The 13,778-nt window shown below is 68.1% G+C and carries 14 protein-coding genes; 6 read left to right on the forward strand and 8 right to left on the reverse strand.

Annotated features, from left to right (window positions below):
• Nucleotides 1–219: 219 nt before the first annotated feature.
• Nucleotides 220–1,413, forward strand: a complete 1,194-nt coding sequence (serB, locus tag MYSTI_RS05635; RefSeq protein ID WP_015346743.1) for a phosphoserine phosphatase SerB — start codon at nt 220–222, stop codon at nt 1,411–1,413.
• 7 nt (nt 1,414–1,420) lie between these two features.
• Here the strand turns inward: serB and MYSTI_RS05640 are convergent, their stop codons facing one another.
• Nucleotides 1,421–2,278 (reverse strand): GspE/PulE/PilB domain-containing protein, encoded by an 858-nt coding sequence (locus MYSTI_RS05640; protein WP_015346744.1) that lies wholly within the window; start codon nt 2,276–2,278, stop codon nt 1,421–1,423.
• 81 nt (nt 2,279–2,359) lie between these two features.
• Between MYSTI_RS05640 and MYSTI_RS05645 the strand changes: the two genes are divergently transcribed.
• Together MYSTI_RS05645 and MYSTI_RS05650 are read left to right on the forward strand one after the other, a co-directional pair.
• A complete protein-coding gene (locus MYSTI_RS05645) occupies nt 2,360–2,554 on the forward strand; it encodes a CPXCG motif-containing cysteine-rich protein (RefSeq protein WP_015346745.1) in 195 nt (64 codons plus the stop codon).
• Between the two features lie 241 nt (nt 2,555–2,795).
• Entirely contained in the window at nt 2,796–3,242 is a 447-nt protein-coding gene (locus MYSTI_RS05650; RefSeq protein ID WP_015346746.1) for an Hsp20/alpha crystallin family protein, read from the forward strand.
• Nucleotides 3,243–3,358: 116 nt separating this feature from the next.
• On the opposite strand, the gene MYSTI_RS05655 is transcribed toward MYSTI_RS05650, so the two are convergent.
• The 6 genes from MYSTI_RS05655 to MYSTI_RS05675 form a co-directional block, all read right to left on the reverse strand.
• Nucleotides 3,359–3,979 (reverse strand): response regulator, encoded by a 621-nt coding sequence (locus MYSTI_RS05655; RefSeq protein ID WP_015346747.1) that lies wholly within the window; start codon nt 3,977–3,979, stop codon nt 3,359–3,361.
• Between the two features lie 35 nt (nt 3,980–4,014).
• Nucleotides 4,015–4,596 carry a KdsC family phosphatase gene (locus MYSTI_RS05660; RefSeq protein WP_015346748.1) on the reverse strand — a complete coding sequence of 194 codons (582 nt, stop codon included), beginning with the start codon at nt 4,594–4,596 and terminating at the stop codon, nt 4,015–4,017.
• A 32-nt stretch (nt 4,597–4,628) separates the two neighbouring features.
• The gene (gene kdsA / locus MYSTI_RS05665) at nt 4,629–5,471 is read right to left on the reverse strand and encodes a 3-deoxy-8-phosphooctulonate synthase (protein ID WP_015346749.1); all 843 of its coding nucleotides are present in this window, start codon (nt 5,469–5,471) and stop codon (nt 4,629–4,631) included.
• Entirely contained in the window at nt 5,468–7,102 is a 1,635-nt protein-coding gene (locus tag MYSTI_RS05670) for a CTP synthase (protein WP_015346750.1), read from the reverse strand. Before MYSTI_RS05670 ends, kdsA begins: the two co-directional genes overlap by 4 nt.
• Nucleotides 7,103–7,186: 84 nt before the next feature.
• A complete protein-coding gene (locus tag MYSTI_RS41560) occupies nt 7,187–7,420 on the reverse strand; it encodes a hypothetical protein (RefSeq protein WP_015346751.1) in 234 nt (77 codons plus the stop codon).
• A gap of 314 nt (nt 7,421–7,734) precedes the next feature.
• Nucleotides 7,735–9,456, reverse strand: a complete 1,722-nt coding sequence (locus tag MYSTI_RS05675; RefSeq protein ID WP_420811513.1) for an ABC transporter ATP-binding protein — start codon at nt 9,454–9,456, stop codon at nt 7,735–7,737.
• 139 nt (nt 9,457–9,595) lie between these two features.
• Between MYSTI_RS05675 and MYSTI_RS05680 the strand changes: the two genes are divergently transcribed.
• Nucleotides 9,596–10,444: an aldo/keto reductase gene (locus tag MYSTI_RS05680; protein ID WP_015346753.1), complete on the forward strand. Its 849-nt coding sequence runs from the start codon at nt 9,596–9,598 to the stop codon at nt 10,442–10,444.
• A 57-nt stretch (nt 10,445–10,501) separates the two neighbouring features.
• On the opposite strand, the gene kdsB is transcribed toward MYSTI_RS05680, so the two are convergent.
• Nucleotides 10,502–11,245: a 3-deoxy-manno-octulosonate cytidylyltransferase gene (kdsB, locus tag MYSTI_RS05685; RefSeq protein ID WP_015346754.1), complete on the reverse strand. Its 744-nt coding sequence runs from the start codon at nt 11,243–11,245 to the stop codon at nt 10,502–10,504.
• Between the two features lie 105 nt (nt 11,246–11,350).
• Between kdsB and wecB the strand changes: the two genes are divergently transcribed.
• Both wecB and MYSTI_RS05695 read left to right on the forward strand, forming a co-directional pair.
• Nucleotides 11,351–12,484 (forward strand): non-hydrolyzing UDP-N-acetylglucosamine 2-epimerase, encoded by a 1,134-nt coding sequence (wecB, locus tag MYSTI_RS05690; RefSeq protein WP_015346755.1) that lies wholly within the window; start codon nt 11,351–11,353, stop codon nt 12,482–12,484.
• A 232-nt stretch (nt 12,485–12,716) separates the two neighbouring features.
• Nucleotides 12,717–13,754: an RluA family pseudouridine synthase gene (locus tag MYSTI_RS05695; protein ID WP_015346756.1), complete on the forward strand. Its 1,038-nt coding sequence runs from the start codon at nt 12,717–12,719 to the stop codon at nt 13,752–13,754.
• Nucleotides 13,755–13,778 lie beyond the last annotated feature (24 nt).

Raw genomic sequence — 13,778 nt, forward strand, 5'->3', positions numbered from 1 at the left:
GGGGGGCTGGTGCGCTCCCGATGAGCCGGTGTGACCTGGTGGCGAGGACTGCTGCCGTTCGCATGCAGCGGTCTGCGTCGGGACTCGGCGGTTCGGGGCGCGAGGGACCCTGGCTCATCACCTGGCTGGAAGCCCCCCGGGCTTCGTGACAGGGCCTTGCGTCATGCGCCCGTGAAGCCCGCCCCGTTGGCGAGAGGGGCGTGGCATTGTCCGCGCGCCATGACCTCGACTTCCTCTGGTTGCCTGCTCATCACCGTCACGGGCAAGGACCATCCCTCCATCACCTCCCGCTTCACGGGCCTGTTGGCCCAGGCGGGCGCGGAGCTGCTCGACGTGGAGCAGGTGGTGGTGCAGGGCCGCCTCACGCTGTGCCTGCTCGTTCGTCTGCCCGACACACGTGGCGTCCCGAAGGAGCTGCTCTTCGCGGCTCGGGAGCTGGGCGTGGCGCTCGACTTCCAGGCGGTGGAGTCGCCGGACGTCGCCGCGAGTCCCGTGGCGGCTCGCTACGTCGTCACCGCCGTGGGGCGCGCGCTGGGCGCTCGCGAGCTGCACTCGCTGACGTCGCACCTGTCCGAGCAGGGCGCGCTCGTGGAGCGCATCGTCCGGCTGACGCACACGCACCTGGGCTCGGTGGAGCTGCACGTCACGCTGCCTGCGTCGGTGGACCCGGAGGCGCTGAAGCGCTCGCTGCTGGCGCTGTCCATGCGCGACAACACCTTCGACGTGGCGCTGCAGCGCGAGAGCTTGTTCCGCCGCAGCAAGCGGATGGTGGTGATGGACATGGACTCCACGCTCATCCGCATCGAGGTCATCGACGAGCTCGCGCGGGCGTATGGCGTGGGGGAGCAGGTGTCTCGCATCACCGAGCGCGCCATGCACGGTGAGATGGACTACGACGAGTCCTTGCGTCAGCGCGTGTCGTTGCTGGCGGGACTGGATGTCTCCGTGCTGCGCCAGCTCGCGGCGAACCTGCCGCTGACGGAGGGCGCGGAGACGCTGGTGAAGGTGCTCAAGCGCCTGGGCTACCGCACCGCGGTCATCAGCGGAGGCTTCTCCGTGGCGGCCGAGGCGCTCAAGGCGCGGCTCGGCATCGACCATGCCTTCTCCAATGTGCTCGAGGAATCGGATGGAAAGCTCACCGGCCGCACCGTGGGCCCCATCGTCAACGCGCGTCGCAAGGCGGAGCTGCTGGAGCAATTGGCGAAGCAGGAAGGCATCCTGCTGGAGCAGGTCATCGCGGTGGGCGATGGCGCCAATGACTTGCTGATGCTGGAGCGCGCGGGATTGGGAATCGCCTTCCGCGCCAAGCCTCGGCTTCGAGAGGCCGCTGATACATCGATTTCAGCGGGCGGATTGGACACCATCCTCTACCTCCTGGGGCTCACCGGACGCGAGCTCCAGGAAGCAGGCTGAGCCGCGACTACAGCCGCATCCGCGCGGCCAGCTCGCGCTGCTGGAGCTGGCCCTTCTCCAACAGCAGCTCCAGCAGGGCGCGGAGGATCTTGGAGCTCTTCTCCTGGTTCTGCTGGAGCGTCTGCAGTCGCTGCAAGTCCTCCTCGGTCCACTCGGAGGAGGGCGCGCCACCGGTCAGGATTTCATCCAGGATATCCGCCGCGCTCGAACCCGCCGCCGCGGCCGGAGCGAGCTTCTCCGCGGGACGCGGCGCGGGCGCGGTGGCCGGCGAGTCGGGCGGGACGATGTCGGCGATGCGCTTCACCACCGTCTTGCCGCTCATGTCGACGACCTTGAACTCATCTTCAGGCTCGTCGACAGGTGCTTGTGTTTCAGAAGACGTGTTTCGCGACGGGTTGAAGCGCGTGCTGATGACGGGCTCTTGATTGCGATAGTGGCGCAGAATCGCGTGCTCGATTTCGCGCTCGCCCGCGACCATGGGCACCACCCGGGCGCGGCTGCGCTGCGCCACCTGGTCCAGGGTGCCCAGGTCCGTGGGGTCCGCCATGGCCAGCACCAGCGTCTTGCCGTTGTCCTTGAGCGACACCGGGAAGACGCCCTTCTGCTCCGCGAGCGTGATGTCCACGCGCGCCAGTGCTCCCGCGTCGCGCGTGATGTTGCCCAGTTGCACGCGCTGCATCCCCAGGCCCTGGCAGATGGCCTCGGTGACGGTGTCCTCGCTGGCCAGCCCCAGGTCCGCGACGATGCGCGACAGCCGCCCTCCCCACTGGTCGAAAGTGGCCAGGGCGCTGCGCAGCTGAAGGTCGTCGATGACGCGGGCCTTGACGAGGATGTCGCCAATGCGATTGCGGGAAGGAGAAGCCATGGCTCGAGAGTCTACCGTCTGAACGCGCGGACGCTGAGTCCGCGACGCATTTGCCCGCTTCTTGGGCGAGGAGGCGCCACCATGCAACCCTTCGCGGAAGCCGCTGTCCTGCAGTGCCCCTATTGCGGCGAACAGGTGGAGGTCGACGTGGACCCCATTGGCGCCACCGACGAGCACTACATCGAGGACTGCCCGGTGTGCTGCCGCCCGTGGACTGTCCACGTCGCCCGCGCCGAGGAGGCCGTCGGCGTCACCCTGGGCCGCGAGGACGACTGACCCCGGACGAACCCACCCCCAGGGCTCTTTCGGCGGACTGGAGGGCAGGCAGGCGGCCCTGGCGCGAGGGCCGCGGGCGGGGCGGGGGCGTTGCTTGACACGTCCCGGAGCATGGTTCTCTTGAGTCTTGTGAGGCGGCGCTGGAGCCCCGAAGGGGAGCCCGAGGCGACCGCGAACCAGGACACCGTCTGTGATTCACATGCCGTGCACCCGCGATGGGTGTCACGAACAGGAGAAGACCATGCATAGCCGCAACCCGTTCAACTCCGCCGTGGTGGTGAACCCCCTGATGCGCGACTTCGACGCGCTCTTCCGCGAGCTGGGCCAGCCCGGCTTCTTCCGTCAGGCCCCGCGCGAGCGCGCGCCGGCCGCCGACATCCTCGAGTCCGAGGCGGGCATCACCCTGCACCTCGACATCCCGGGGGTGGACGCGAAGGACATCCAGGTGACGGTGGAGCGCGACGTGCTCACCGTGAAGGCGGAGCGCAAGGCGCAGCCCTTGGCCGAGGGCGTCAACGTGCGACGCCAGGAGCGAGCCCAGGGGGCTTTCACGCGCTCGTTCTCCCTGCCGGAGACGGTGGACGCCACCCAGGTGGAGGCGCGCTACGAGCAAGGCGTGCTGACGCTGACACTGCCCCGGCGTGAGGAATCCAAGCCCCGCGTCATCGAGGTCAAGGTCCAGAGCTGAATCGCGCGCACACCCCTCCTGGGAGGCCGCTGTCCGCCGGTAACGGCGCGGCTTCCTCTCCCTACTTCACCCCTGTCGAGGGCTTCCGCGAGGGGGTGGCGGAAGCCCTCCGCGCTTCAGCGCTTGGCGCTGAGCGAGATGGGCACGCGGAACAGCTCCAGCACCTGCTGTACATCCAGCGGCTTGGCCAGGCACGCCAGCGCGCCGGCCTGCTTCGACTGCTCCACCACGTCGGCGGTGTGCACGGACGTCATGGTGATGAGGCGCACGCCTTCCATCTGCTTGCGCTGACGGATGCGGCGGCAGACCTCGAGGCCGTCGATGTCCGGCATGTTGAGGTCGATGATCATGCCGTGCGGCTTCTGCTCGGACACCAGCAGCAGGGCCTCCACGCCGCTCGTCGTCGTCTGCAGCTCCACCTGCGCCGCGAAGGGCTTGAACGCGCGCTTGATGGCGTCCAGCACCGCGCGCTCGTCGTCCACCACCAGCAGGCGCACCGTGCCGCTGCCCAGCTCCTCGGGAACCGGCATCTGGTGGGTGATGAGGAACGTGCGCAGGTCCGCGGACCGCACCCGGCGGTGGCCGCCCGGCGTCCTGAAGGCCATCAGGATGCCCCGGTCAATCCACTTGCTCACCGTGGACGGATCCACCTGAAGCAAACGACTGATGTCGTGCGTCGTGTAGAGCTGGTCCGTCATCGCCGTACTCCCCTCTTGCTGCATCATTCCGCTGCCCATGGAATCAACCACCTACCTTGAATACGGGGTTTCCTTCAACCTCTCTGCGCACTGCGTCCATCAGTCCCCCTCATCAGACCCACGGCCCCGTCCCAGAGACCTCGGGACTTGAGGACCAGCTCCACGAGCTCCCGAGCGGCGCCTCGGCCGCCTGGGCTGTGGGTGACGAAGTGGACCTCCTGACGCACCTCGGGAACAGCATCCGCGGGACACGCGGACAAGCCCACCTTCGAGAGTGGGGCCAGGTCGTTGTGGTCATCCCCCATGTAGGCACACTCGCCCGGGGGGACATCCAACTGCCGGAGCAGCTCGTCCAGTGCGGCACCCTTGTCCTTGCGGCCTTGAAACACTGCCGCCAGGCCCAGCTCCCGCCCGCGTGCCTCCACGATGCCTGAGGTGCGGGCGGTGAGGATGGCGGCGGGCAGGCCCGACAGTCGGGCCATGACCAGGGCGTGGCCATCCTTCACATCGAAGCGCTTCATCAGCTCCCCGCCGTCGCCGTAATACAGGCCGCCGTCGGTGAGCACCCCGTCCACGTCAAAGACAAGCAGCCGCACGCGTGCCGCGCGGGACGTCAGCTCTTCCTTTCCCGGCTTGGAAAGTGCTTCCGTCGGCATGAGTCGCTCGGCTCCTTCTCTTGGCGTGTTCATCAGCTGGGCTCGTGTCCCAACACCCGGCGGATGTTCAGCACATTTCGTACCACGTCCTCGAACATCTGGGGATTGAGGGAGCACGGACCGTCACACAGGGCACGGTCAGGGTCCTCGTGGACTTCGGTGAACAAGGCGTCGATGCCAGCGGCCGCGGCGGAGCGCGCGAGCAGCGAGACGAACTTCCGCTCACCCGCCGTCTCTCCGTTGCCCGCGCTGGGCAATTGCACGGAGTGCGTGGCGTCAAAGCACACGGCCAGGCCCGCCTCGCGCATCTGCGCGAAGCCTCGCATGTCGACAACCAGGTTGTTGTAGCCGAAGGACGAGCCCCGCTCCGTGACGAGCACGTTGGGGTTGCCCGCCTCGAACGCCTTGCGCGCCGAGTGGACGATGTCCTTGGGGGCCACGAATTGTCCCTTCTTCAAATTCACGCCCTTGCCCGTGCGAGCCACGGCCTCCACCAGGTCTGTCTGCCGGCACAGGAACGCCGGTATCTGGATGATATCCACAACTTCCGAGGCAGGACCTACGTGGCTGGTTTCATGGACGTCCGTGAGGACCGGGACGCCCACTTCATCCCTGATACGCGCTAGAATGCGCAGCCCTTCCCGGAGACCCGGGCCTCTGAAGGACTTCCCGCTCGTCCGGTTGGCCTTGTCGTAGGAGCACTTGAAGGCGTAGGGCACGCCCAGCCGGCTGGTGATGCCCTTGAGCAAGTGAGCATGTTTCAGGGCCATCTCCTCGGACTCGATGCTGTCCGGGCCGGCAATGACAAAAAGCTTCTGTCCCGGGCCGACCTTGTGGCCACACAGGGTGATGGGAAGGCTGCTGCTGGCGCTCATGCGCGCACCTGGCCGGCCGTCGCGTCGCGCTGGTCCAGCGCGGCCTTGATGAAGCCGGAGAAGAGAGGGTGAGGGGCGAAGGGCTTGCTCTTGAACTCGGGGTGGAACTGACACCCAACAAAGTACGGGTGGTCCGACAACTCAATCATCTCCACCAGGTTCAGCTCCGGATTGTGGCCGGAGATGACCAGCCCCGCCTCCTGCAGACGCCCTCGGTAGGCGTTGTTCACCTCGTAGCGGTGACGGTGGCGCTCCTGGATGAGGTCCTGGCCGTAGAGCTGGTGCGCGCGCGTGCCGGGCTTCAGCGCGCAGGCGTAGCTGCCCAGCCGCATGGTGCCGCCCTTGTCCTGCACCGACACCTGGCTCTCCATCAGCGTCACGACGGGGTGCGGCGTGTGCTCGCTGAACTCCAGGCTGTTGGCCGTCGTCAGGCCCAGCACGCCCCGGCTGAACTCCACCACCGCCATCTGGAGGCCCAGGCAGATGCCGAAGAAGGGAATCTTCTTCTCCCGCGCGTAGCGCACCGCCGCGATCTTCCCCTCGGTGCCCCGCACGCCGAACCCGCCGGGGACGAGGATGGCGTCCACGCCGGCGAGCAGCTTCTCCGGCCCCTGCGCCTCCACGTCCTGGCTGTCCACGAAGTGCAGGTTGACCTTCACGTCGTTGGCGATGCCGCCGTGCAGCAGGGCCTCGTTGAGGCTCTTGTAGCTCTCCGTGAGGTTCACGTACTTGCCGACGATGGCCACCTGCACCTGGCCTCGCGCGGGCTCGTACACCTTGCGCAGGATGTTCTCCCAGCGCTCCAGGTGCGGCGCGCGGCTCCAGATGTTGAGCACCTCCGCCAGCCGGTCATCCAGGCCCTGACGGTGCAGCTCCAGGGGCAGCTCGTAGATGCTGCGCACGTCCGGCGAGGTGAACACGTTGCCCGTGTCCACGTTGCAGAACATGGCGATCTTGTCCTTGAGCTCGCGCGACACCTCGCGGTCCGTGCGGCACACGAGGAAGTCGGGCTGGATGCCAATCTCGCGCAGCTTCATCACCGAGTGCTGCGTGGGCTTGGTCTTCACCTCGCCCGCGGCGCCGATGTACGGCAGGAGCGTCAGGTGCACGTAGACGGCGTTCTGGCTGCCCACGTCGTAGCGCATCTGACGGATGGCCTCGAGGAACGGCAGCGACTCGATGTCGCCCACCGTGCCACCGACCTCCACGATCACCACGTCCGCGTCCTGGGCCGCCTGGCGGATGCTCGCCTTGATTTCGTCGGTGACGTGCGGAATCACCTGCACCGTCTTGCCCAGGTACTCGCCGCGACGCTCCTTCATGATGACGGCGTGGTAGATGCGGCCCGAGGTGAAGTTGTTGAGCCGACTCATCCGAGCGTTCGTGAAGCGCTCGTAGTGGCCCAGGTCCATGTCTGTCTCGCCACCATCCTCGGTGACGAACACTTCGCCATGCTGGAACGGGCTCATCGTGCCCGGATCCACGTTGATGTACGGGTCCAGCTTCAGCAGCGTGACGGCGAGGCCGCGATTCTCCAGCAGGGCGCCAATAGAGGCCGAGGCGAGGCCCTTGCCGAGGGAGCTGACCACTCCGCCCGTCACGAAAATGAACTTGGTTTTCTTGGAGCGCATATCCCGTTCTGCCAAGTAGGGCAGGGATGCGTCAATTATTCTGCGCCGGTCGAGGGGCCGCTCGGTGCTCCGGCTGACGCCGACTCAGTTTCCGTCCCAACCACCCGAGCGGGAGACCGCGAACTCGCGGACGTCAGGTTGTCCGACACGGAAGTCGCGCAAGTCACAGTTACGGCAGCTCCAGCCCTCCCAGCCCCGCTTGACGACCATGTGCAAGCAGGCGTCGTAGTTGGGGCAGTAGAGGTTGCGCTGAGCCTGGACGGCCTCCTCATCGCGCAACGCGGTGGGAAGTGGGCTGGGGCACGGGGTGATGGACACGGCAAATCTCCCGGATGGGTACAAAAAGGTCGGCCACTCCCCCCGGGCGGTTGGAACAGTCTCTCAGGGACTCCATTCCCGGGGGAAAGTAAAAGACCCGTTCCCGCGTGTGCGCGGAAACGGGCCCTCGTTACCTCGGGCGTCTTCCACCGCCTTGGGGGCTGACTTCAGGCCGCCTTGGCGGAGGTGGACGCCTGATTCTTGCTGTCGATCAAGGCATCACCTCCTTTCTTGCGGCCGAAGAAGTAATCACCCACGGGATTGCGCGCCACTTTCCGGAAGCATTAGTGCGGGCCTGAGTGGCGAGCAGCCCTTCAGGCCGCGACGAACTGGCGCTCCACCAGCCTGCGGTACAGGCCCTCCTGGCCCATGAGGCTTGCGTGGGTGCCGCTCTGGACGATGCGGCCTCCCTCCAGCACGAGCACGCGGTCCACGTTGGCCACCGTGGACAAGCGGTGCGCGATGATGAGCGTGGTGCGACCTTTCATCAGCCGCTCCAGCGCGTCCTTCACCAGGTGCTCGCTCTCCGCGTCCAAGGCGCTGGTGGCCTCGTCGAGGATGAGCAGGCGAGGGTCCTTCAACACCGCGCGGGCGATGGCCACGCGCTGCTTCTGTCCGCCGGACAGCTGCACTCCGCGCTCGCCGACGGGGGTGGCGTAGCCCTCCGGGAAGCGCTGGATGAAGTCGTGGGCGTTGGCGGCGCGCGCGGCCTCCTCCACCTCCTCCTGCGTGGCGTCTGGCCGGGCATAGCGGATGTTGTCCGCGATGGAGCAGGAGAAGAGCTGGGGCTCCTGCGCGACCATTCCGATGTTGCGCCGCAGCCACTCCGGCTCGAGCGAGGTGAGCGGCTGTCCGTCCAAGAGCACCGCGCCGCCCTGCGGGTCGTAGAAGCGCGACAGGAGCGAGGCGAGCGTGGACTTGCCCGCGCCGGAGGGGCCGACGACGGCGACCACCTCGCCGGGCCTCATCTCCAGGTCCATTCCCTGGAGCACGGGAACGTCCGAGCGGGTGGGGTAGGCGAAGCGCACCGCGCGGAACTCCACGTGGCCCTTCACCGCGGCCAGCGTCTGTCCGCCGGAGGGGATGGCGGGCTCGCGGTCCATCAGCTCGAAGACGCGCTCGGCGGCGCCGCTGGCGCGCATGAAGTCCGCCCACACCTCCGCGACGGCGCTCAGGGAGAGCGCGACCAGCGACGTGTAGATGAGGAACGAGGTGAGGGCGCCCACGCTGAGCGCTCCGTCCACCACCAGCCGGCCGCCGTACCAGAGCATGGCCGCGGTGGAGCCGTACATGGCGATGGAGGCGATGCCCATGAACACCGCGGACTGGCGCGCGCGCGTCTTGGCGAGCTCGAGCGCCCGGTCCACCGCGGCGCTGTAGCGCTCCACCTCGTGACTCTCCGCGGCGAAGGAGCGCACGGTGCGGATGCCGGAGAGGTCCTCTTCGGCCACCTCGCTGGAGGCGGCGAGCGCGTCCTGCACCTGACGCGACAGGACGCGAACGCGCCGGCCATACACCACCGCGCCAATGGCGACGGCGGGGATGATGGCGAGCATCACCAGGGTGAGGCGCGGGGACGTGAAGAAGAGGAGCACCACGCCCCCCAGCGCCTGGAGGGTGTAGCGCAGCGTCATGGAGATGTTGGTGGTGACGGTGTTCTGCAGGACGCTGGTGTCGGAGGCCAGTCGACTGGTGAGCTCACCGGTGCGACGCTCGTCGAAGAACGCGACCTCTTGGGACAACAGGCTCTGGAACAGGCGCTTGCGCAGCCGCGTCACGACGCGCTCGCCGGCGGTGCTGAAAAGATAGACGCGCAGGGCCATGGCCACGCCCTGCACGACGAAGACGCAGAACATCACCAGGGCGATGGTGTCCAGGCGCTCGCGGCTCCGGGCACCGAGTGCCTCGTCGACGAGGTCGCCGATGGCTCGGGGAAAGGCGAGGGTGGCCACGCTGCTGATGAAGAGAAAGAGCGTGCCCACGACAAGCGTGGGAAGCTCGGGCCTCGCCAGCGTGAGCAGGCGACGCAACGTCAAGCGCGAGGGGGGGCGGGACTTGGAGGGAGACGGGGAGGCGGACACTCGCGGAGACTAGCGCGGAGTCCTTGGGTTCGCACGGCTACGCGCTGTCGGGGCGGGTGGGAGCAGCTCATCCTTTCGGACACGGAGGTAGGTCATGGAGCAGCACATCTTCGGTGGTACCGGGAAGCATGTGCCCGTCCTGGGGCAAGGGACGTGGCAGATGGAGGGCGATGACCGCGCGGAGGCCATCCGTTCACTGCGCGCGGGGTTGGACCTGGGCCTCACCCACGTGGACACCGCGGAGCTGTATGGCAGTGGCCGCGTCGAGGAGCTCATCGTGTCCGAGGCCATCGCGGGCCGCCGGGACGAAATCTTCCTCGTGTCGAAGGTGATGCCGTCGAATGCGTCCTACGCGGGCACGCTGGCCGCCTGCGAGAAGAGCCTGAAGAAGCTGCGCACCGACTGGCTGGATTGCTACCTGCTGCATTGGAGGGGCTCGCATCCGCTGGCGGAGACGGTGCGCGCCTTCGAGAAGCTGGTGGCGGATGGGAAGATTCGCTCGTGGGGGGTGAGCAACTTCGCGGTGTCGGACCTGGAGGAGCTCCTGTCCCTCACGAAGCCCCAGCGCATCGCCTGCAACCAGGTGCTCTACCACCTGGAAGAGCGCGCCATCGAACACTCCGTGTTGCCCTGGTGCGAGGCGCGCGGCATCGCGGTGGTGGGCTACAGCCCCTTCGGCAACGGGAACTTCCCCCCGCCCGACAGTGAGGGAGGCCGGGTGCTGGCGGACGTCGCTCGGGCGCATGGCGCCACGCCTCGACAGGTGGCGCTCCAGTTCCTCGTGCGGCGGCCGTCGCTGTTCGCCATCCCGAAGTCGAGCCGCCTGGCCCACCTGAAGGACAACGCGGCGGCGAGCATGGTGGAGCTCACGGCGGCGGATATCGCTCGCATCGACGCCGCGTTCCCGTTGGGGCCCCACACCGACGACTTGCCGATGCTGTGAGGGAGGCGGCTTTCGCGGTGGGCGGAGGCGTGTCCACCGCGAAGGCGGCGAGAGGGGTTACAGCAGGCCCTTCTGGCGCATGACGGCTTCGACCTTCGCGACGTCCTCGGGGATGTCCACCGCCACCGTGCGCCAGGAGACGCGCGCGCAGCGGATGGCGATGCCGTTCTCCAGGGCCCGGAGTTGCTCCAGCTTCTCCGTCTCCTCGAGCGGCGTGGGCGCGAGCTCCGCGAGCTCGAGGAGCACCTCCCTGCGGTAGCCGTACAGGCCGATGTGGCCCCAGCGGGGGACTCGGGCCGCGGGCTCCCGGGCGTGAGGGACGAGGCTGCGGCTGAAGTAGAGGGCGTCGCTGTTGAGCGCGAGCACGGCCTTCACCACGTGCGGGCTCTCCGCTTCGTCGGTCTCGAGCGGCCGGACGAGAGTGCCCATGCGCACGGTGGGGTCCGCGAAGAGTCCGGCGAGGGCCTTGAGGGCCTCCGGGTCCACCAGGGGCTCGTCACCCTGGACGTTCACCCACACGTCCACGTCGGTTCGCGCGCGCGCCACTTCCGCCACGCGGTCCGTGCCCGTGGCGCAGTGGGGACTGGTCATCACCGCGCGGCCCCCGAAGCCCTCCACGGTGGCGCGGATGCGCTCGTCGTCCGTGGCCACGCAAATCTCGTCGAAGACTCCCGCCTCCTGACAGCGTCGCCAGACGTGCTCCACCATGGGGCGACCTGCGATGAGCGCGAGCGGCTTGCCCGGGAACCGGGTGCTGGCATGGCGGGCGGGGATGACGGCGACGGTTCGGGAGGAGGGCATGGCGCACTCCGTCTATCAGATTCAGGACGGACGCTGGTCGCTCGAAGGTGAGTCTCCCCGGGGCCACTAGGCATCCGACCCGCCGTGCCTAGCTTGGCTGGCGACATGAAGAAGGTCCTCCATATCGTCGGCGCGCGCCCGAACTTCATGAAGGTCGCGCCCATCTACCGTGCCATCGCCGCGCGGACGTCGCTCCAACAAGTGCTCATCCACACGGGGCAGCACTACGACGCGAAGATGAGTGATGTCTTCTTCTCGGACCTCGGATTGCCGAAGCCGGATGAGCACCTGGGCATCGGCTCGGGCAGCCATGCGCAGCAGACGGCCCGGATGATGGTGGAGCTGGAGACCGTCTTCCTGTCGCACCAGCCGGACATCGTCTCCGTCGTGGGCGACGTCAACAGCACCATCGCCGCCGCGCTGGTGGCGTCGAAGCTGGCGATTCCCCTGGCCCATGTCGAGGCGGGCCTGCGCAGCCACTCCCAGCACCAGCCGGAGGAGATCAACCGCGTCGTCACCGACCGGCTGTCGGACCTCCTGCTCACGCCCTCGCGCGACGCGGATGCGAACCTGCTCAAGGAGGGCGTGGACGCGTCGCGCATCCACCTGGTGGGCAACGTGATGATCGACTCACTGCTCACGTCGAAGGAGAAGGCGGAGCAGTTGCCCGTGCTGAAGGGGCTGGGGGTGGAGCCGCGGGGTTATGCGGTGTGTACGCTGCATCGGCCGTCGAACGTGGACGACCCGAAGGTGCTGGGGGGGCTGCTCGCCGCGTTGGTCCATGTGGCCTCGAAGCTGCCGGTCATCTTCCCGGTGCACCCGCGCACGCGGAAGATGATGACCGAGCAGGGCCTGGGTGTCTGCTTCGAGCGCAGCCCGAACCTGCGCCCCGTGGACCCGATGGGGTATCTGGAGTTCCTCGCGCTGACGTCGCAGGCCCGGCTCGTCCTCACGGACTCGGGAGGGCTCCAGGAGGAGACCACCGCGCTCGGCGTTCCCTGCCTCACCTTGCGCGAGCAGACCGAGCGTCCCATCACCGTGGAGCAAGGGACGAACGAAGTCGTGGGGACCGACCCGGACCGCATCCGCGCCGTCGCGGACCGTGCGCTCTCGGGAGAGGGCAAGAAGGGGCGCGTTCCCGAGTTCTGGGATGGGCGCTCGGGGGAGCGCATCGCGGACGTCTTCGCGCGCTTCCTCGAGGACTCGCGAGGCGCGGCTCGCATCGCCGTGTCCGCGTGAGGGGCAGCGAGGCGTGTTCGCGAGGTGCGGGCGTGAGCGAATTCGTTCCGTCGCGAGGCGCTGCGTGCCTCGCCGCGGCTGCCTGATGGTCGTGGCGGAGCTCGCCCTGGAACGGGTCGCGCTCGGGCCCTTGTCTCGTTGAGGCTGCTCGAGGGTCCTGGCGCAGCACCGCCCGTTCGTCCGAGGCTGTTCGGACTGTGTGGCGGCCTTCGCCGTGCTAGAGCGCGGAGTCATGCGCGGCGAGAGGGAGTCATCGACGGAGGACGCGTCCTCCTCTGAGCAGGCGGCACCCGGCGCGAGTGCCTCCGTTCCCGAGGGCTTCGTCGACATCCCCTTCGTCGTCGAGCCCAACTACGCGGGCTGGCGCTTGGAGGACTACCTGGGCCAGAAGCTGCGCCGCATGCCTCGTGAGCGGCTGGCCGGCATCATCCTCCGCGGCGTGCACTGCGACGAGCGTCGGTTGAAGCCCTCCACGCCCGTGTACCCCGGCATGGCGTTCCGCTTGCGCCGCCCTGGCAGCGAGGAGCCGGAGACTCCCACCGAGCTCCCCGTCGTGGCGCAGGACGACTGGCTGCTGGTGCTCGACAAGCCCGCGGGCCTGCCCATCCATCCGACCGCGCGGTACCACAAGGGGACGCTCGTCTCCATCCTGCGCGAGCGCTTCGGTGAACGCTTCGCCGAGCCCGCGCACCGCTTGGACCGGGAGACGAGCGGACTCGTCGTCTGCGGCCGCACCACCGAGGCGTGCCGAGTCCTGGGCCGCCTCTTCGTCTCCCGCGACGTCCACAAGGAGTACCTCGCGATTTGCGAAGGACATCCGCGTGAAGACTCCTTCGTCGTGGATGCGCCCATCGCGGAGGGCACCGAGCTCATCCGCATCGCCGTGCGCATCGACCCGGTGGAGGGCAAGCCCAGCCGCACCCGGTTCGAGGTGCTCCAGCGCTTCTCTCGCGAAGGTGCCCCCTTCGCGCTGCTGCGCTGCTTTCCGGAGACCGGGCGCCAGCACCAGATTCGCATCCACCTGCGCGAAGCGGGCTTTCCCCTCGTGGGCGACAAGATGTACGGCCCGGACCCCGGCTACTTCGACCGCTTCAGCAAGCACTCCCTGGAGCCCGAGGCCTGGGCCCGACTGCGGCTTCCCCGCCATGCGCTGCATGCCGCGCGCATCGTGTTCCCGCATCCGGGCACGGGCGTGGAGGTCTCGTTCGAGGCGCCTCTTCCTGCCGACCTCACGGACTTCATCGCGGGGGCACTTCCGCCTTCGAATTAACCTTCGGTCGGCTCCTGGGTTGGT

Source organism: Myxococcus stipitatus DSM 14675 (assembly GCF_000331735.1).
Taxonomy (GTDB): Bacteria; Myxococcota; Myxococcia; order Myxococcales; family Myxococcaceae; genus Myxococcus; species Myxococcus stipitatus.